Source organism: Edaphobacter acidisoli (assembly GCF_014642855.1).
In the GTDB taxonomy this organism is placed as follows: domain Bacteria; phylum Acidobacteriota; class Terriglobia; order Terriglobales; family Acidobacteriaceae; genus Edaphobacter; species Edaphobacter acidisoli.
The window spans coordinates 997,888-1,017,747 of the sequence record NZ_BMJB01000001.1; the positions used below are offsets into that span (position 1 = coordinate 997,888).

Genomic DNA, 19,860 nt, shown 5'->3' on the forward strand with positions numbered 1-19,860 from the left:
TAAGCTCATCTTTTATGACTGTTGCCCGGCGGACCGCAACAAAGACCAGTCGCACGAAGAAGATAGCAGACAAACCGGCGCAGGCGCTGTTCTTCAGCCGGGATGAGTCGTGGCTGCGTTTCAACCAGCGCGTGCTGGAAGAGGCCCAGGACTCGTCGAACCCGGTGCTGGAGCGGGTCAAGTTTCTTGCCATCACGGCAAGCAATCTGGACGAGTTCGTTGAGATCCGCGTCGCTGGAATCCTGCAACGCATTGAGGACGCATACAAGGGCGCGCAGCCGCTCGACGAAGGCGGTCTTCGCCCGCAGGAGCGCCTGGAGAAGCTGCGCGAGTGGCTGGCCAAGTTCGTTGATGCGCAGTATCGCTGCTGGAACGAGCAGCTTCTTCCGGCTATGAAGAAGGAGAACATCCGGGTACTGAGCTGGGACGAGCTGAGCAACGAGGCCCGCGAGCGGGCGCTTGAGTTTTATAACGCCGAGGTCGATCCCCTGCTGACCCCGGTCACCATTGATCCCTCGCACCCGTTTCCCCGCGTGCTGAACAAGGCGCTGTGCCTTGCGCTACTGCTGAGGCTGAAGCGCGGCGGGAAAAAAGCTCCGACCGTGCTTGGCGTTGTAACCGTGCCCCGCTCCCTGCCTCGCCTGGTGGCTCTGCCGGGAACGCAAGGCTTCAGCGACTTTATCCTGCTGCACGAACTCATCGAGTCGCAAGTAGAGCGGATGTACCGTGGTTACGAGGTGCTGGCCTGCTCTGCGTTTCGTGTCACGCGCAACAGCAACCTGTATATGCAGGAGGAAGAGTCGCGCTCTGTGTTGGAGAGCGTGCGCGAGGAGCTGCACAACCGGCGCAAGGGCGATGCCGTCAGGATGGAGATAGCAAGCTCCGCCGAAGAAGAGATGACGGAGCGGCTGCGCACGAACTTCGAGCTTGAACCCTGGCAGGTCTTTCGCACCGACGGCCCGGTGAATCTCTCGCGCCTGATGAATCTCTACGCCGAGGTCAAGCGGCCCGCGCTCAAGTATCCGCCGTTTGCGGGCAAAGAATTCCATCTGAGCGACAAGACTGCGGACATCTTCGAAGAGCTGCGCAAGCGCGACGTGATGCTGCATCACCCGTTCGACTCTTATAAGACGGTTGAAGATTTTATTGAAGCGGGCGCTGCCGATCCACGGGTCATCTCGATGCGGCAGACGCTGTATCGCACCAGCAAGGACTCGCCGATCTTTCGCGCGCTGATTGAAGCCGCACAGAGCAAGGACGTGACCGTCGTCGTCGAGCTGATGGCGCGCTTCGACGAAGACTCGAATATTCGCTGGGCACGCGATCTCGAAGATGCGGGTGTTGGAGTCTCGCATGGCATCTTCGGCTTCAAGACGCACTGCAAGCTCGCACTGCTGGTGCGGCGCGATCCTGACGGTGTGGTGCGACGTTATGCCCACCTCGGCACCGGCAACTACAATCCCGTCACGGCGCGCTTCTACACCGACATCAGTCTGCTGACGTCGCAGCCAAAGATTACCGAGGCTGCGCAGAAGGTCTTCAACTATCTGACGGCAGAGACCGTGGGCGAGTCCTACGCGCCGCTACTGGTTGCTCCGCTGACGCTCGCCGACCGCTTCATTGCATTGATAGAACGCGAGACCGCACACGCGAAGGCAGGACAACCTGCAGCGATCGTTGCCAAGATGAACGCCCTGATCGATCCGCGCACGGTGGAGACACTCTACGCAGCCTCGCAGGCTGGAGTGGAGATCGACCTGATCATCCGCGGCATGTGTACGCTGCGGCCGGGCGTCAAAGGCCTGAGCGAACGTATTCGCGTGCGCAGCATTGTCGGACGCTTTCTGGAGCACAGCCGCATCTTCTGGTTCGCGAACTCTGGTAAGCCGGAGGTCTTCTGCGGTAGCGCCGACTGGATGCAGCGCAACCTCTTCGAACGCTGCGAAGTCGTCTTTCCGGTAACGCAGCCTGACCTGATGAAGCGTCTGCGCGACGAGATCCTGGCTGCTTATCTAGCCGACAACACCAAAGCGCGTTTGCTGCACCCCGATGGCGAATACGTTCGCGCTTCGTCTACCGGAGAGCCAATCAATGCGCAGGAGCTGTTGATGCAATTGTCAGCGAAATGACAACGGGCTCACCGCCTCATAATTGACTATTAAATGCAGAATGGGCCGCATCAATAGATGATGCGGCCCATTCTAAGGGTCTACTGCTGGACGTTGTAAGTCAGAACAACGCTGTGAACCAGATTGCCTGATGTTGCCGTGACCGTGATGTTATACGTCCCGGGCGAGGCGGGTGAGGTTGTAGTACCACCACCTCCGGTGCCTCCACCGCCACCTGAGGCAGTCGCCGTGTTTGAGCTACAGCCAATGGCTCCAATGGCCGCCACAGAGAGCAGCACGGCAAGCAGCGCACCCAGCTTGCGCTTGCGCGGCACAAGAATCAGCACAAAGCATGCAAGCGTTGCGCCAGAACCCGCCGCATACCAGGGAGCCTTGCCGGACTGGTGGTTGATTGGCGGGCCCAGCTTCTTCAGCTTGCCGTTTGTCGTCGTCACGGTTGCGGTCAGGACAAACGACGAGGTGGCAGAGCCGGAGCTGATGACGACAGGCTTGACCGAAAATGCGTAGCCCAGCAGATCGCCTGTATCCGAGTTGGCAGATAGGTTCACCGAGCCGGTGAAGCCATCGGACGGCGTAATCGTCAGAACGATAGCCGAGGCTGCTGCCCCGCTCACTACATTGGTCGTGGCCGTGCAAGGCGTGATCGAAAAGTCCGGCGAGGTCGTTGAGACAACATCAATCGGAGAAACGATACCGGTGTTGGTGGAGTTCGCCAGCAGCGAGCCCTTCGACCCGGCAAACGTTGCGTCCCCGGAATAGACGACGCTGACGTTGTGTCGACCCGACGTCAGCCCTGCCAGGCTCAGCGTGTAGGTTGCCGTGCCATTGGCTAAGGGAACGGGTGAGCCGACGGCTTTGCTATCGACATAGAACTGCACTGTACCGCTTGGTGTCGCCGTGGAAGAGCCGCCGCTTGCGACGGTCACACTAAGCGGAAGAGTGGCCGCAGTGAGTCCGCAGAGCGAGCCGGAGGCTGTAAGCGTGGTCGTCGAAAGCGTTGTTCCAATCGTGCTCGTTGTGCCGGTTGGAACTGCGCTCGCCCAATCGGCCACGAAGTTTCCGATATTGATGCTGCCGAGCCCGGTTGCCTGATCGTAGCCGACGCCAGCGTTGAAGCCGATTGGGCCGCCATTCGCGCAGTTCGGTGAACCTTGAATGCAGTAGACAGAATTATTGCCGCTGGTAATGTCGTTGTAGACATTTGCCATGCTAGCGAGGCCGTAGAGTTTGCCGCCGACATTTCCAAGTTTGCCCTGCGTCTGCTCCACCAACGCCAGTATTCCTGCAAAGGTAGGTGCAGCGACCGATGTTCCGCCAAACACATCGATATTGTTGTTTGCGGCAAACCCGCTGGTGCAGTCACTCTGGCTACACACGATGTATCCATCGTGGATGGCCGCGGCGTTCATGGAGATATCCGGAACGTCGCGCGAGCCATCGTTCGGGACGCCGGTGCCTGTCTGCCACGCAGGCTTTGCGAAGTAGGCGCTCGCACCGCCACCGCCCGCGCCGCCCGCAGTCAGCCCTGTGCTCGAGTCGGTCTCGTTCCACACGCTCTCGGGAATGTAGCTCTTCACTGAGCTTGTGTACTGATTCGTGCCGTTTGTGGTGTTGCTCGAGTTCCAATACGTGGACGGGCTATTCGCGTCGCCCGAGAACATCGTTCCGCCCGCCGAGACCACATAGGGAGAGCTTCCGGGGAAGTCCACAGCAAGGCCTTCGCTGGCAAGGCCGGATGTGTCGCAATCCGTCGCGCCGGAGTCGCCCGCCGCGCTCACCACGGTAATGCCTTCGGCGTTGGCCTGCTCCAAAAGCTGATTGAAGGTGTTGATGTTGTAGTTGGTATTCACCATGGTCTCGCAGAGGCCATAGCTGATCGTGATGATCGGAGCGAGATTGAGGTCAATGGCTTGAGTCAGCGAATTGTTAAAGACGTCCGGACCATAAACAAACAGAATCGTAGCTCCAGGCGCTGCCGCGCCTGCCCACTCCACATCGAGCGATGACTCGTCGATATCTCCGGCAACGACTCCGGGATTCGACCCGTAGAGCTGAAGTGTAGGAACGCTGGCAGGCAAACCGGCTGCACTGCGGAAGGCTGCAATTTCACTCGTAATCAACGATGTCTGGCCCATCACTGCAATAGTGACGCCTTTGCCATTGGTTCCATTGCTGAGCAGCGAGTTTTCGTTGTAGATCGTGTAGAGGTCGCCGGGAGCAATGTAGTGACTGGTAGTGCCAGTGCTGGTATAGGTGTACTTCGAATTGAGCGCCACCCGGCTTGTGCGCACACGGGGCTTCGCCTTGAAGTCATGCAGCCCGGTAATGCTCGAAACTACTCCGGCAAATGCGGCAGGCACGGTCGGGTCCGTCATGTTCGAGATGTGCTCTTCGCCGTTGTAGGAGAGCCGGTGGATGCTGGTGCCGAATGCCTTCTCCGCCTGCGCTACCGTTCCGGTGAAGGTGATGAAGGTGGAGCTGCGTGCCTTGCCCGTAATGGTGAATCCCTGGCTGCTCAGCCAGGCCGAAACCTTCGCCATGTCAGCGGCGCTCAGGCCAAAGCGCGCACCAAACTGCTCCGGCGTGAGCCACTGGTGATACTCCGGTGAATTAGGCTCCTGCTGTTCCTCAACAAGCTGGTCCAGATCTGCCTTCTGCGCTGCGCTCATGCTGAAGCGCAAAGACAGGTTCGTCAAAGCCTGGTCCGACGGAGCGGCGCCCAGATCGTTCGCGCTTTTGGCACGGAGCGGCACCGAGTGCTCCAGAGAGGTCCTGCTGCTCGTAACGTTAGAGACGATTCTGTTTTGAACTGCGGCCTGGCCCGATGAAGCAAAGACTGTGAGCGCGGCAAAGGAGAGTGCAAGGGAAAACAAACGGCTGCGCATGATGTTTCCTTAAATTATCAGAACTCGACGTATTGGCCTCGATCTCCGTGCACTACAAAATAAGGGCCTGGAGACCCACCTGCTTAGACAGACGCTCCAGGAAAAGGTTGCGCCTACATGGAGACAAATTCGATTTGCGAGGATTCCCGTTCCGGGACTCAATCAAAGCGCGTACTTCCCTGCCTGAACCACGTGCTTTGCCACCTGCCGCCGCAATGAGATCGTGTCCGCCGGGTCATGTTTAGCCAGGCGTCGAAGGATGGCAAGCTGCGTCCTGAGCGTATCGCCCTCGGCCACCGCCGCCAGCACCTTGCGCGCTGCCAACTCAATCACAGACATCGCCTTGTCCGCGTAAATGCGCGCGAGCGCAACGGGGATTGCAGGAGCATTGCCCGCCGCTCCGGTTTTCCCGGATATCTTTTCCGCTCGCACGATGGCAGACTCCATCGCGTAGACCTGAATGATCATGTCGGCCAGAGCGCCCATAATCTCCTGCTCATCGGCCAGCTTCTGCATGTACTTCTGCGTGGCCGCGCCGGCCGCGAACAGCGTCAGCTTTTTCGCGTTGGCCAGCAGCGCGAGCTCGTCCGCCAGCGGGCCTTCGGTCTCGGGCTTCTCTCCCGGCCCGGACATGACCTCATCCATCAACTGCTTGATCGCGGGCATCAGTGCGAGCTTGCCCTCCATGGCAGCCTTGATCAGACGGCCCGTAATAATCAGCCGGTTGATCTCGTTGGTGCCTTCAAAGATGCGGTTGATGCGCGAGTCGCGGTATGCGCGCTCTGCCGGATACTCCTCCACGTAGCCGTAGCCTGCGTAGATTTGCAGCACCTCGTCCACCACGCGGTCCAGCATCTCCGAGTCCCACACCTTGCAGATGCTGCACTCCACGGCGTACTCCTCGATCGCGCGCTGAATCGCTGCCGTGTCGTGTTTGTCCACATCGGCAAGCGCCGCGTCGATCATCCCCACCGTGCGATAGCTCAGCGCCTCGCCCACAAACACGCCGACTGCCGCGTCCGCGAGCTTCTCCTGAATCAGGCCGAACTCAACAATCGATTTGCCGAAGGACTTGCGCTCCTTCGCGTAGGCGATGCCGCGTCCCAGCGACATCCGTGCCGCGCCCACCGCTGCATTGCCCAGCTTGTAGCGGCCAACGTTCAGGATGTTGAACGCGATGTGATGCCCTTTGCCTACTTCGCCCAGCAGATTCTCTGCAGGGATCTTGCAGTCAGCCAGAATCAGCGGACACGTTGAGCTGCCGCGAATCCCCAGCTTGTGCTCCTCTTTGCCAACCGTGAATCCCGGCGTGCCGCGCTCGATCAGAAACGCCGTCAGCCGCTCCTTGCCCGCGTCCTTGCCTTCCTTCACCTCGCATTTAGCAAAGACGGTGAAGATATCGGCGAAGCCGGCATTGGTAATCCACATCTTCTCGCCGTTCAACGTGTAGGTCTTGCCGTCCGCGGAGAGCACGGCGCGCGTGCGCGCATTGAGCGCGTCCGAACCCGAGGTTGACTCCGACAGCGCGTAGGCACCGATGAACTCGCCACTTGCCAGCTTCGGCAGATACTTCTTCTTCTGCTCCGCGGTTCCGTACCACGCGATCGGCAGCGTGCCGATGCCCACATGCGCGGAAAATGCCACAGAAAAACTTCCCTGCTTGGCGATGTTGTCGGCGATGATGGCCGAGGTGAGCTTGTCCATCTCCAGCCCGCCGTACTCCTCGGGAATATCGACCGAGGTCAGCCCCAACTCCGACGCCTGTTTAATCAGCTTGCGCGTGACCGAAAAATCCTTCGCCTCGATCTCGTCCGAGACAGGCACGATCTCGTTCATCGCAAACTCAGCCGTCGTCTGCGCGATCTGCCGCTGCTCCTCGGTGAAGTCCTCGGGGAAAACGCAATCAGCAGGAACTGCATTCGAGATGAGAAAGCTTCCTCCGGGAATGATCTTCTTATCGATTGGAACTGTCATCGTGGACATCGTTACACTCCCTTAGAACTCGGTTGATGATCCTGCTTAGTTAGACGGCCTCGAAGATTCCCGCAGCGCCCATTCCGCCGCCCACACACATCGTCACCATGCCGTACTTCGCGTTGCGGAGCGGCATCTCGCGCAAGATCGTCGCAGTCAGCTTCGCTCCGGTGCATCCCAACGGGTGGCCGAGAGCAATCGCGCCGCCGTTGACGTTGAGCTTCGTCGGATCAATCCCGAGTACCTTAATCACGGCCAATGACTGTGCCGCGAACGCCTCATTCAATTCGATGACGCCGATCTGATCGAGGCTCAGGCCGGCCATCTTCAACACCTTCGGCACCGCATGAATCGGCCCGATCCCCATCTCCTCAGGATCGCAGCCCGCATAGGCAAAGGCGATGAAACGCGCCATCGGCTTGATACCAAGCTGCGCAGCACGTTCAGCCGACATGACCACCGCAGCCGCCGCGCCGTCCGAAGTCTGCGACGAGTTCCCTGCCGTCACCGTTCCCTTCGCGTGAAAGACAGGCTTCAGCTTGGCCAGCGCTTCGAGCGAAGTATCGGCGCGTGGGCCTTCGTCCTGCTTAAAGATCGTCTCCACAACTTTGGCCTTGCCCTTTCCATTCGGCGTCGCCGTTGTCACTGGAATGGGGACGATCTCGTCTTCAAATTTTCCAGCGGCAATCGCGGCAAGCGCCTTCTGATGGCTCTCGTAGGAGAACTGGTCCATCTGCTCGCGCGTGATGCCGTAGTGCTTCGCCACACGTTCTGCAGTCAGGCCCATCGACATGTACGAGCCTGGGTAGTTATCGACGAGCCACGGATTGACCGAGATCTTATTGCCGCCGAATGGCACAAAGGACATGCTCTCCGTGCCGCCCGCAACGATCACCTCTGCGCCGCCGCCGCGAATTCGGTCCACCGCGAGAGCAATGCTCTGCAATCCCGAAGAGCAATAGCGGTTGATCGTCATCGCCGAAGCCGTCACCGGCAGACCCGCACGAAAGCTGGCCACGCGCGCGACGTTCATTCCCTGCTCGGCCTCGGGCATGGCGCAGCCGAGAATCACATCTTCAATCTCAGAGCGGTCAAGCTGCGGCACACGCGCCAGCGCCCCATTGATGGCAAAGGCTGCAAGATCATCGGGCCGCGTCGTGCGCAGCGTGCCGCGCGGAGCCTTGCCCACCGCTGTCCGAACTGCCGATGCAATGATGACGTCTTTCATACGACCACTCCTAATTTCTCAGCGGCTTGCCGGTCTTCAACGTAAATGCAATCCGCTCCTGCGTCTTCTTCTCTCCGCAGAGCGAGAGGAACGCCTCGCGTTCAAGATCGAGAAGATATTGCTCGCTCACCGGTGTGCCCGGGGTCACTTTGCCGCCGCACAGCGCATACGCGACCCAGTTGGCAACCTTCGCGTCGTGGTCGGAGATGAACTGCGCCTCGTGCATCGTCCACACGGCGAGCTTCAGCGTAGCCAGCGCATTCTCTCCCGGCGCTGGAATATCGCTGCGCGGCACAGGAGGCGTATATCCCGCGTCAGCCAATTGGCGCGCACGCAGCTTCGCATCGGTCAAAAGCCGCCCGCGGTTCATCGTCACGTTGTCGGAGTCCTTCAGAAATCCCAGCGCGCTCGCTTCAGCCGCTGAGGTCGAGACCTTCGCCATCGCAATCGTCTCGAAGTTTTTCTTGAGCGCTTCGAACAACTCCACACCCTCGCCTCGCCCATCCGGACGGATGCTAGTAGCCGCCTCCACGCTGCGGATTGCCATCTCCTTGCATCCACCGCCGCCTGGAATCAGGCCGACGCCCGTCTCCACCAGCCCCATATAAAGTTCAGCATGAGGCTGTCGCGCAGCAGCGTGCAGACTCATCTCCGTGCCACCGCCCAGGCACATGCCATACGGTGCAACCACGACAGGCCTCGGGCAGAACTTGATGGCCTGCGTCATGTTCTGAAAGGCGCGCACGGCAAGATCAACGTCGTCCCACTCCTGGTCCTGCATCAGCAGCAGCAACTGCATCAGGTTTGCGCCGACCGAAAAGTTCGTTGAGTCGCCCGTAATCACAACCGCCTCGAAGCCAGCCACCTGCTCGCTCGCAGGCTTCAGCGTCTGCGTAATCAGGCTGACAATATCGTCGCCCAACGCATTCATCTTCGAGTGCAGCTCAATCGCCGCGACGCCGTCACCCAGGTCGATCACAGAGGCCCCGGGATTTTTTCTGACGACGCCCTTCGCCTTCTTGATCGTCGCAACCGAAGCGACCCCATCAGGCAAAACCACAGGCTTATAGCTGTTCGAAACCGGATCAAAGTAAAGCCGGCCGCTGGGCACCGAAGCATCGTCCCTGTACCAGGTGCCTCCCACAGCGAGCAGCTTTTCTACATTCGCCGCAATCGGGGCGCCAGCCGCGCGCATCTTCTCCGTCGTCGCGCGAACGCCGGCGGCGTCAAACATCTCAAACGGGCCAAGCTCCCAGTTGTAGCCGGCCTTCATCGCCTCGTCGATCTCAACGATGTTGTCCGCAATCTCCGGCACACGATTGGCCGCGTAGGTAAACAGCTCGGTGAGAAACGGCCAGTAGAACGCCGCTGCCTTGTCTTTACTATCCGCGTGGAGCAGTTGCGGAATGCGTGCGGCGGCAGACTCGACGTTCTTCGTCATCTCAAGCGCGGCCAGCTTCGGGCGCGTGCTCGACTTGTATTCGAGCGTGGCCGGATCGATCACCAGGCGTATATCGCGGCCCTCTGCATCCTTGCCCTGCTTCTTGTAGAAGCCCTGCCCGGTCTTGTCGCCAAGCCACTTTTTCTCGACCATCGTGCCGATGAACGGAAGCAGTTCGATGTCGGCGCGCTCATCGTGAATCGCCGCAGCCTGCGCGCGGAAGTTCTTCGCCACATGCGCCAGCACGTCGATGCCAACCATGTCTCCCAGGCGAAACGTGCCTGTCTTTGGCCATCCGATCGCTGAACCGGTCAGCGCATCGATCTCTTCAATCGTCAGTCCCTGCACCTGCATCAGCCGCATCGCATTCGTCATGGAAAACGTGCCGATACGGTTGGCGATAAAGTTCGGCGTGTCGTGCGCGTGAACGACGGTCTTGCCCAGGCGCAGATCGCAGAACCGCTCCACCAATGCGGCGTCGGCAGGATCAGAGTCCGGCGTGGGAATCAGTTCAAGCAGCCGCATATACCGCGGAGGGTTGAAGAAGTGCGTGCCAAACCAGTGGCGCCGCAAGTCCTCGCCCATGCCCTCAACGATCTTGTGAATCGGCAAGCCGCTCGTGTTGCTCGTAATGATGGCGTTCGCGCGGCGATGCTTCTCCACCTTTTCGAGAAGAGCTCGCTTGATTGCCAGGTCTTCCGCGACGACCTCGATGATCCAGTCGCAGTCCGCGAGCAATGCGAGATCGTCATCGAAGTTGCCCACTGTGATGAGCCGCGCGTTGTCAGGCGCGTAAAACGCCGCCGGCTTGGATTTCTTCAAGCCCTCCATAGCCGCGAGCACAAACTTGTTCTTTGCCGCCTTATCGGCGTCAGCCGCGGTTCCAGGAGGCACGATGTCCAGCAGAACTACGGGCATGCCCGCATTAGTCATATGAGCTGCGATGCGCGAGCCCATTGTGCCTGCGCCCAATACAGCGACCTTGCGGATTTGTCTGATAGAAGTTGTGGCAGGCTCAGTGGTGCTCAACGTCATGAGGCGAAGCTCCCACGGGCAGAATACCCGAACGCAGGCAAGCATACTGAATGACCATTCAGTCCGTCAAGCAGGCCTGAACTCCTTTTATAATCAGAGACTTTTCTATCAATCATTAATGACATTTCAGACCCAACATGAGTATGATGACGCGTGCGGCGCTTTCCGCCTAAGATCAAACTAAGTCACCCTTAAGAGGCATTCACCCTATGGCTAAAACAACTCGTCGAGAGTTCCTCGCCAGTGCAAGCGCAGCAGCAAGTCTTCTCTGTGCACGCCCCATCTGGGCCCGGCAGCTTGCAGCTACGAATCCCAACTATGAGATGGTTGCCACGCTTGACCGTCACCGCATCCTCGCCGCCGCGGACCGCTATCTCTCCGAAAAGCCCATCACAGTGATGGCAAGCCACAGCGCTCTCAGCTCCGGCGGGCCGCACGATTACTTCTCACAGGGAGACTACTGGTGGCCCGACCCCGCGCATCCCAACGGCCCCTATATCCGCCGCGACGGCATGTCCAACCCCGCCAACTTCAACGCGCACCGCGAGGCGCTGATTCGCCTCAGCCTCATCGTCCCTGCGCTGACCGCGGCGTGGGCGCTGACTCAGCAAAAAAAGTATGCCGACCACGCCAGCCTCCACCTGCGCGCGTGGTTCGTCGATCCCGCCACGCGGATGAATCCGAACCTCGAATACGCGCAGGCCATCATCGGCGTCAGCAAAGGCCGCGGCACCGGCATCATCGACACGCTGCACCTGGTCGAGCCTGCACGCGCGGCCACGCTGCTCGCCAACGCCGGAGCGCTCGAAGACGCGACGGCAATCAAAGCATGGTTCGCCGATTACCTCGAATGGATGCGCACCTCGAAGAATGGCCAGGACGAACGCGACGCGAAGAACAACCACGGCACCTGCTGGGTTCTGCAAGCCGCCGAGTTTGCCCGCTTCACCAGCAACGAAGAAGTCCGCACGTGGTGTCGCGATCGCTTCCGCACCGTGCTCGTGCCGAAGCAGATTGCGCCCGACGGCAGCCTGCCGCTCGAGCTCGCCCGCACCAAGCCATTCAGCTATTCCCTCTTCGACACCGACGTGCTCGCCGACCTCTGCCAAAGCCTCTCTACCGCAAGCGAAAATCTCTGGCACTTCACCACGCCCGATGGCCGAGGCATGGAGAAGCTGATGGCGTTCATGTATCCCTACATTAAAGACAAATCATCGTGGCCCTACCGCCACGACGTCGAACACTGGAACGACTTCCCTGTTCGCCAGCCCAGCCTGCTCTTCGCGGGTATTGCCTATGGGCAGCACGAATACATCGCGCTCTGGAAGACGCTCAACCCCGACCCCACCGTGCCCGAAGTCATTCGCAACTACCCTGTTCGTCAACCACTCTTGTGGCTGCCTCGCGCATAACCACAAAATAAAAGCCGCTGCCATGCATCGATGCAATGGCAGCGGCTTTTTGTTTGCTTTCAGCAGAGGCTAGTGTTTGCTCTCCGCCAGCTTGTGCAGCTCCGAACCAGCCAGCAGGAATCCGCCCACACCATAGACATAGCTCGCAGAAGGCTTGAACTGCCCCGGAGCCGCGTCGATCGCCTGGATTGAGCCAAGCCTGCCGTCAGCATAGACATGGCTGAGCATTCCCTTCCACGCCTTCTGCACAACCGGCAGGTAGGTCTTGCGGTCGAGAATGTGCGCGTTGATTCCATACGCAATGCCGTAGGTGATGAAGGCCGAGCCGGAGTTCTCCGGCAGCGCATACCCATCGGGGTTGAGCAGGCCCGAGCGCCACAGTCCGTCCTTGCCCTGAACCGCCGCCAACGCCGCAGCCATCTGGCGAAGCTGTTCGACATATTTGGCGCGGCTCGGATAATCCGCAGGCATGAACTCCAGCACATTCACCAGCCCGCCCATCACCCAACCGTTTCCGCGCGACCAGAACAGCGATTTGCCATTGGCCTCTTTCTTCGTCAGATAGCGGCTGTCGCGGAAGTAGAGGTGATCCTGCTGGCTGTACAGCTCGTTCGAAGTCAGCCACCACTCATGGTCCATATAGTCGAGATATTTTTTGTCATGCGTAATGGCATACGTGCGCGCCAGCTCCGGAGGTCCCATAAACAGCGCATCGCACCACCACCAGAGCAGCTTGTTCGGATCGTCCGGGCGCGCAATGAGCTGGTCCAAGATCTCCTTCGTGTTCGCCATCCGCACCGGCTGCGGATCGATCTGATAGAGCCACAGGTACGACTGCCCCATCGCCATGTCATCCGCATGAGGAAAGCGCTCATCGAGCAGAGTCCAGTTGGACTTCTCCGCAAAGTTACGCACCGCATCGGCGTACTTCGGATTCTTCGTTGTTTGAGAAGTTGCAATCAGCCCGTCGTAGAGCGCGGCGAAGGTCCACTGCCGATTGAATTTCGCCTCGGACTCCTTCAACTGCCAGTCCGCAACCTTCGTCATGGCCGCATCAATCGCCTTCGGCTTGAGTGCAGACGAGAGCCCTGTAGCAAGCGGGCCAGGATTGTCCGGCGCGTCGCCCACAGAGTCGCGCTCCACCGACGGGGCTTTCTTCGCCGCCGGTTTCGCAGTGCCCTGCGCAATGCAACAGGGAGCCGCGGCAAGCGAAAGCGAAAGCGCACCCAAAAGGCCGCCGCGCAATACATGGCCGACTCCGACACGGACCCATCCCATCCTCAAATAATTCATTCCAACTCCTTCAAGTATTCGATTGCAGTGCAGTCACGGCGCGCTCGCACATGCAAGGCAACACCTCGCACCCAAGCATCGTAGCTGTCTGCCTTGAAATGCGCCAATCGCTTGACATGACGTGCGACAAATCTTTATACCACTCTCAAACAGTATTTTGTCTAGTCTTCGAATTATTGCGTCCTAAAGCGCCGGACACTCGTCTCTTTACTGTTCCAGGAGCCCCTTTACTCATGCACTCCCGCCGTCAGTTTTTGAAGGCCAGCATCAGCGCCTCTGCCCTTTCTTTGCTTCCTCGCACTCCGCTTCTCGCCTCGGTCGCAACACTCGCAGACAATCCCGGCAATGCATCCGCGCCAGCCGTTCAGCTGCTCTCGACCGGGTGGGAGTATCTGAAGGGCACACTCGGCGGCCCGTGGGAGGTGTGGCACAGCAAGGAAGTTGCGGTCTGGCAGACAGTCTCCATGCCCCACTGCTTCAACGCCGATGATGGCTGCGATCCCGACACGCCGTACTACCAGGGCAACGGCTGGTACAGAACGCACGTCGCCATCAACAATCCATACCCAAATGGCCGCACACTGCTGCACTTTGAAGGCGCGGGGCAAGCCGCCGAGGTTTACGTCGGCGGAAAGCTCGCAGGCAAACACGTCGGCGGCTACGACGAGTTCGTCTTCGACATCACCGATCTCGCAGCACAAGCGGTATCAACCGCAAATCAATCCGGCATACCCATCGCCGTGTTGTGCGACAACTCGCGCGACCTCGATCGCATTCCCTCTGACCTGAGCGACTTCAGCCTCTACGGCGGACTCTATCGCCACGTCAATCTCGTCTACGTGCCCGCAGTCTCGCTCGAAACAGTGCACGTCCGCACGCATCTCGCTACGCCAACCAGCGCGGCAGAGATCACCGTCGTCGCCTCGCTCTACAATCCCTCCAGCACAAAAAACCCACTCGACCTCGCGATCCAGATCGTCGATCCCAGCGGCAATACGATTCACAACTCAAATCACACGCTCCAGCCGTGGAACGACTCCACCGAGCTCACCTCCTTCAAGCTCGACAAGCCCAGCCTGTGGAGCCCCGCCACGCCGCATCTCTACGAGTGCCGCGTCACGCTCAAAGCCGCATCCGGCGAATACACCGCGCGCGAGAACTTCGGCATCCGTCACACAGAATTCGTTGACCACGGTCCATTCAAGCTCAACGGCGAACGCCTCCTGCTGCGCGGTACGCATCGTCACGAAGACCACGCAGGCTACGCCGCCGCCGTGCCTGACGAGATCATCGACCAGGAGATGCAGCTCATCAAAGAGATGGGCGCAAACTTTATCCGCCTGGCGCACTACCAGCAGTCGCGGCGCGTACTCTCGCTCTGCGACCGCCTCGGCATCCTTGTCTGGGAAGAGGTTCCCTGGTGCCGCGGCGGCGTCGGCAACGACACCTTCAAACAGATGTGCCGCGACAAGCTCCGCACCATGATCGCTCAGCACTACAACCACCCCAGCATCCTGCTCTGGAGCCTCGGCAACGAGGACGACTGGCCCACCGAATATCCCTCCGTTAACAAACAGGAGATTCGCGCGCTCTTCAGCGAGCTCAACACGCTCGCGCACCAACTCGACCCGTCGCGCTACACCACCATGCGCCGCTGTGACTTCGCCCGCGACATCACCGACGTCTATTCGCCCTCTATCTGGGCTGGCTGGTATAGCGGCCAATACGTCGAATACCAGAAGTCTCTCGAAACCGAACGCGACCGCGTCAATCATCTCTTCCACGCCGAGTGGGGAGCCGACAGCCAGGCCGGACGCCACTCCGAAGATCCCGACCGCGTCCTCGCCACCGTCGCCACCGGCCACGGCACTGCTGAGCGCGGCATGGACTACCTGATGACCGGTGGCCAGGCACGCGTCTCCAAAGACGGCGACTGGTCCGAGACCTACGCCTGCAATCTCTTCGACTGGTATCTCAAGACGCAGGAGACGCTGCCCTGGTTCACCGGCTCGGCGCAATGGATCTTCAAGGACTTCACCACACCGCTGCGCGTGGAAAACCCCGTGCCGCGCATGAACCAAAAAGGCGTCGCCACACGCGACATGACGAAGAAAGAAGGCTACTTCGTCTTCCAGTCCTACTGGGCCGACAAGCCGATGGCGCACATCTACGGGCACACCTGGCCTGTCCGCTGGGGCAAGGCAGACGAGCAGAAGATGGTGAAGGTCTATTCGAACTGCCCGCAGGCCGAACTCTTCGTCAACGGTAAATCCGCAGGCGTGAAGCACCGCAGCAGCCAGGACTTCCCTGCCGCCGGATTACGCTGGATGACTTTGTTCAAACCTGGACGAAATACCCTCCGCGTCGTCGCCCAAAAGGACGGCGTCACCGTTACGGACGAGATTGAGTTTCTCTACCAGACCGAGCAATGGGGGCAGCCAGCAGTCTTCAAAATCGCCGAACTCCCACCCCCCACAGGTGCCGACAACAAGACCGTTACCGTCGAAGCAAAACTCTATGACGCAAACGGCATACAGTGCCTTGACGCCAGGAATCGCGTGCGTTTTAGCATTGCGGGCGCTGGAACGTTGATCGATAACCTCGGCACTCCCTGGGCCTCGCGCGTCGTTGAAATGTGTAATGGCCGAGCACAGATTACCTTCGTGCGTAACGATGGCAGCTCAGTCATCGGCGTTGCAGCGCCCCAAATACCCCCTGCATTCTGCACCGTAAATCTTTCTTAAACGGTTATAAATCAGCAATATTCCATCGTTTGAAGTAAGGGAAATCTTTAATATTGAAAAGTAGTTGACAATAGTTCATTCAGCAAACTATGTTGTTTGAACATTGACAACTAAAAGCGCCGATAGTTCATTCACGTGAAGAATTAGCCACAGATGAACGGCCTTCCGTAAGCCTATCGGACAGGAAGACAAACGTTTGACTTAGGAGGACAGTAATGACACACCGAATTCGCTTCATTCCATGGAGCCTGCTCGCGACGCTTCTGCTCGCAGCAGGGTTCGCCGCGCCAGCCATGGCGCAGTTGACCACGGCCACCTTGATCGGCACCGTCACCGATAGCACAGGTGCGGTTGTTCCCAACGCAACGGTCACGGTCACACAGACCGACACCAACTTCACCCGCACGGTAACTACCAAAGCCGACGGCACCTTCCGCGATGAATTTCTTCCCATCGGGCCGTACCGGGTCTCCGTCTCGGCCCCAGGCTTCAAGACTCTTCAGCGCGCAGGCATCGCGCTTTCCATCATGCAAGAGGCTAACCTCACACTGGTTCTGCAGAATGGGGCGACGACCGAAACCGTAGAAGTCACCAGCGGCGCACCGCTTATTCAATTGAGCAACGCGACCATTGGCCGCACCGTCTCCAACGTCGAGATCGAGAACCTTCCTCTTGTAGGTCGCGACACGTACCAGTTGCTCAACCTCACGCCCGGCGTGCAGGCGAACAATGTTTCAAACAGCCTGGGCTTCAAAGAGCAGCACGTCTACATCAACGGCTCGACCGACGACTTCACCGGCCAGGTCTCCTACTATCTCGACGGCGGCCTCAACATGACCGGCCTGCGCAACAGCGGCAACGCCATCCCCACCCCCGACGCCATCAGCCAGTTCCACGTCGAGACCAATAACTTCAGCGCCACGCTCGGCCGTTACGCCGCCGCTGTGGTCAGCATGGTCACCAAGAGCGGAACCGATCAGTTCCACGGTTCGGCCTTCGAGTTCTATCGGACCCGCAACTTTACCGCTGTATCGCACAACCAGACAGTCAAGGCGCCTTACGCCCGCAACGAGTACGGCGCGACGCTTGGCGGCCCCATTCGCAAGGACAAGGACTTCTTCTTCGGCAGCTTCGGTGGCCTTCGCGCAACCACGTCTTCCCCCTACAGTGGATCGGTTCCCGATGCGGCCGAGCTCAGCGGCGACTTTTCGGAAAACCTGGCAACTGATATCACCGCCTGTAAGCAGGCTCCCTCGAAGGCAGACAACACAGCCATCCTGTTCCTCGTCTGCAATCCGGCGACGAACACGCCTTACCCGGGCAACAAAATCACCACCCCGCTCGATCCCACAGCCGTCAAGATCGTGCAGTACCTCAACTCCCAGGGCGTTCAGGCCGGCGCAGGTCCTCGCCAGTTCGGCGATACGAAATATACCTACCGCGAATACTTCGCAACGCCGGAGCAATACAACCAGTACCTCATCAAGACAGACCATCAGTTGGGCCAGAACCACCGTCTCACGCTCAGCTACTTCCTCTATGACTACAGCATCCGCTCCATTCCCGGCGGCTTGACTCCCAGCCACTGGAGCTACTCCAACTACGCCACCAAGCAGCATGTAGCCAATGTCAGCGACACCTGGACCGTCAGCCAGCGCACCGTGAATCAGGCATGGCTTAGCTACACGCGTCAGGCTGGCGGACGTATCCCGGTCCCCAGCAACAGCACCTTCGCCAACTTTGGCTCTGACTTCGGTATCTCCGGCAGCCCCTCACGCGGCCAGGTCGCCATTCCGAACTGGTTCACGCTCTCACAGTCCATCACCGGCCCCAAGGCAGGTACGAACTTCTATGGCTTCCGCGACCTGATCAGCACATCTCGCGGCGAGCACACTCTCTCCATCGGCGGCGAAGCCAGCCTTGAGAAAGACTTCCAGCTCACCTCGCTCGACAACTACGGCGTCTTCAGCTTCGCCAACACCGCCGGCACACGCAGCTCCAATTCATTGTCGGACTACCTGCTTGGCCTGCCCAACACCTTCGAGCAGGACACCGGCGAGTACGCTGAAGCCAACTACTGGAACTACGCGCTCTTCGTGCAGGACGACTGGCGCATCCGTCCGAACCTGACCATCAACCTCGGCCTCCGCTACGACTGGCAGCAGGCTCCGACCGACACGCAGAACCGCCAGACCAACTTCACTCCCGGCGTTCAGTCCCACGCGTTCAAAACCGTCAACATTGCAGGCAAGACAGGCCCGCAGCTTGCTCCGCTCGGTATGCTCTTCCCCGGCGACCCCGGCGTGCCTACCTCTGGAGCCTTCACTCCCAACAATCACATCTCGCCCCGCATCGGTCTCTCGTACGATCCCTACGGTAACGGCAAGACTGTCTTCCATGCCGCAGCAGGTCTCTTCTATGGTGGAATCTCGGGCAACCTCTGGGAGCTGCCGTCAAACTTCGCTCCCTATGCCGTGCGCCCCACCTTCAGCAAGGTTGTGTCGATGGCGCATCCCTACTCGAACGACCCAACCGAGTTCCCTGGCGGCGTCAATCCTTTCCCGACGCTGACCTTTACGCCTCACACCTCAACCGCCAGCTTCCTGGCGCTCAACCAGGTCTCTTCTTTCGATCCGCACTTCAACTGGCCGGTCACTTACCAGATCAATGCGGGCTTCCAGCAGGAACTCGGCAACGGCCTTGCCCTAACGGTCAACTATGTTGGCTCACTCAACCGTAAGCTGCCGATCTATCACGACCTGAACCCGCCGCAGTTCAACATCACCGCGTCCGGCACCTCAGGCCCAAGCTGCACCGACCTCACCAAGGCCTGCGCCTACGCCAATACCAGCGGCACGGTCAACAACCGCCGCCCGCTGAACTCCGAGTTCGGCCTCTCCGCCGCAACTCCCACCTACTCGAACGTCTATAACCTGCAATCCACCCAGAACTCGAACTACAACGGCCTGCAGGTCGTCGTCGAAAAGCGCCTCTCGCACAACTTCAGCGCGCGCGGCCACTACATCTGGAGCAAGACACTGGCCAGCAACGCTCTGGACGGCAGTAACCTCGCCTCAAACTTTGTCGATCCTAACTATCCACAGTTGGAAGCCCACCAGCGCTCCGACCAGGACCGCCGCAACATGGTGTCGATCGTCTTTGTCTGGAACCCTGACTACTTCTCTGCTTACAACCGGTTCGTCCGCACTGCGCTGAACGGCTGGACCATCAGCAGCAATATGACGATGAACAGCGGCCAGCCGTTCACCGTCACCACCGGCACCGATGTCAACGGCGACGGCCAGACCAACGACCGTCCCAGCATCATCCCCGGCAAGGTCCCGCACACGCTCGTCAGCCGCTCGCGCTCGGCCGAGATGAACGAGTGGTTCGATACCTCAGCCTACTGCGTACCCGGAACCGCGGGTTGCCCGGGTGTCGGTCCACTCAACCTGCTGGGCAACACTCGTCCCGCACAGCTTGACGATCCAGGCTATCGTGACATCGACGCGTCGATCTTCCGCACGTTCGGTATCTTCGAAAGCCTGAAGTTCCAGCTTCGCGGCGAGGCCACCAACGTCTTCAACCTCACTAACCTCGGCACGCCAACGGCGACGATGAACAGCTCCAACTTCGGCAAGGTCACCGGCAGCGGCGGCAGCAACCGCATCATCCAGGTCGGCGGCCGAATTCTCTTCTAACCACAACGCACTACAACC

General features: G+C 59.6%; 9 protein-coding genes. 4 read left to right on the forward strand and 5 right to left on the reverse strand.

Annotation, left to right across the window (positions count from 1 at the left end; all coding sequences use genetic code 11):
• Window positions 1–14: 14 nt before the first annotated feature.
• Window positions 15–2,129 carry a polyphosphate kinase 1 gene (ppk1, locus tag IEX36_RS04105; RefSeq protein ID WP_188758029.1) on the forward strand — a complete coding sequence of 705 codons (2,115 nt, stop codon included), beginning with the start codon at window positions 15–17 and terminating at the stop codon, window positions 2,127–2,129.
• Between the two features lie 80 nt (window positions 2,130–2,209).
• Here the strand turns inward: ppk1 and IEX36_RS04110 are convergent, their stop codons facing one another.
• The 4 genes from IEX36_RS04110 to IEX36_RS04125 all read right to left on the reverse strand — a co-directional run bounded on the left by IEX36_RS04110 (window position 2,210) and on the right by IEX36_RS04125 (window position 10,692).
• Window positions 2,210–5,014, reverse strand: a complete 2,805-nt coding sequence (locus IEX36_RS04110; protein ID WP_188758030.1) for a protease pro-enzyme activation domain-containing protein — start codon at window positions 5,012–5,014, stop codon at window positions 2,210–2,212.
• 162 nt (window positions 5,015–5,176) lie between these two features.
• Window positions 5,177–6,997: an acyl-CoA dehydrogenase FadE gene (locus tag IEX36_RS04115; protein WP_188758031.1), complete on the reverse strand. Its 1,821-nt coding sequence runs from the start codon at window positions 6,995–6,997 to the stop codon at window positions 5,177–5,179.
• A gap of 40 nt (window positions 6,998–7,037) precedes the next feature.
• Window positions 7,038–8,216 (reverse strand): acetyl-CoA C-acyltransferase, encoded by a 1,179-nt coding sequence (locus IEX36_RS04120; protein WP_188758032.1) that lies wholly within the window; start codon window positions 8,214–8,216, stop codon window positions 7,038–7,040.
• 10 nt (window positions 8,217–8,226) lie between these two features.
• Window positions 8,227–10,692, reverse strand: a complete 2,466-nt coding sequence (locus IEX36_RS04125) for a 3-hydroxyacyl-CoA dehydrogenase/enoyl-CoA hydratase family protein (RefSeq protein ID WP_188758033.1) — start codon at window positions 10,690–10,692, stop codon at window positions 8,227–8,229.
• A 209-nt stretch (window positions 10,693–10,901) separates the two neighbouring features.
• Here IEX36_RS04125 and IEX36_RS04130 point away from each other — a divergent pair, with 209 nt between their 5' ends.
• Window positions 10,902–12,104, forward strand: a complete 1,203-nt coding sequence (locus tag IEX36_RS04130) for an alginate lyase family protein (RefSeq protein WP_188758034.1) — start codon at window positions 10,902–10,904, stop codon at window positions 12,102–12,104.
• 69 nt (window positions 12,105–12,173) lie between these two features.
• On the opposite strand, the gene IEX36_RS04135 is transcribed toward IEX36_RS04130, so the two are convergent.
• Window positions 12,174–13,397, reverse strand: a complete 1,224-nt coding sequence (locus IEX36_RS04135) for a glycoside hydrolase family 88/105 protein (protein ID WP_229668697.1) — start codon at window positions 13,395–13,397, stop codon at window positions 12,174–12,176.
• A 233-nt stretch (window positions 13,398–13,630) separates the two neighbouring features.
• Between IEX36_RS04135 and IEX36_RS04140 the strand changes: the two genes are divergently transcribed.
• Window positions 13,631–16,141, forward strand: a complete 2,511-nt coding sequence (locus IEX36_RS04140) for a glycoside hydrolase family 2 protein (RefSeq protein WP_188758035.1) — start codon at window positions 13,631–13,633, stop codon at window positions 16,139–16,141.
• A 215-nt stretch (window positions 16,142–16,356) separates the two neighbouring features.
• Entirely contained in the window at window positions 16,357–19,842 is a 3,486-nt protein-coding gene (locus IEX36_RS04145) for a TonB-dependent receptor (protein ID WP_188758036.1), read from the forward strand.
• The last annotated feature ends 18 nt before the right edge of the window (window positions 19,843–19,860 follow it).

Coding starts and splice junctions, on each gene's coding strand:
- IEX36_RS04130 (WP_188758034.1), top strand. CDS start 10,902: ATGGCTAAAACAACTCGTCGAGAGTTCCTCGCCAGTGCAAGCGCAGCA.
- IEX36_RS04125 (WP_188758033.1), bottom strand. CDS start 10,692: ATGACGTTGAGCACCACTGAGCCTGCCACAACTTCTATCAGACAAATC.
- IEX36_RS04135 (WP_229668697.1), bottom strand. CDS start 13,397: ATGAATTATTTGAGGATGGGATGGGTCCGTGTCGGAGTCGGCCATGTA.
- IEX36_RS04110 (WP_188758030.1), bottom strand. CDS start 5,014: ATGCGCAGCCGTTTGTTTTCCCTTGCACTCTCCTTTGCCGCGCTCACA.
- ppk1 (WP_188758029.1), top strand. CDS start 15: ATGACTGTTGCCCGGCGGACCGCAACAAAGACCAGTCGCACGAAGAAG.
- IEX36_RS04120 (WP_188758032.1), bottom strand. CDS start 8,216: ATGAAAGACGTCATCATTGCATCGGCAGTTCGGACAGCGGTGGGCAAG.
- IEX36_RS04145 (WP_188758036.1), top strand. CDS start 16,357: ATGACACACCGAATTCGCTTCATTCCATGGAGCCTGCTCGCGACGCTT.
- IEX36_RS04115 (WP_188758031.1), bottom strand. CDS start 6,997: ATGTCCACGATGACAGTTCCAATCGATAAGAAGATCATTCCCGGAGGA.
- IEX36_RS04140 (WP_188758035.1), top strand. CDS start 13,631: ATGCACTCCCGCCGTCAGTTTTTGAAGGCCAGCATCAGCGCCTCTGCC.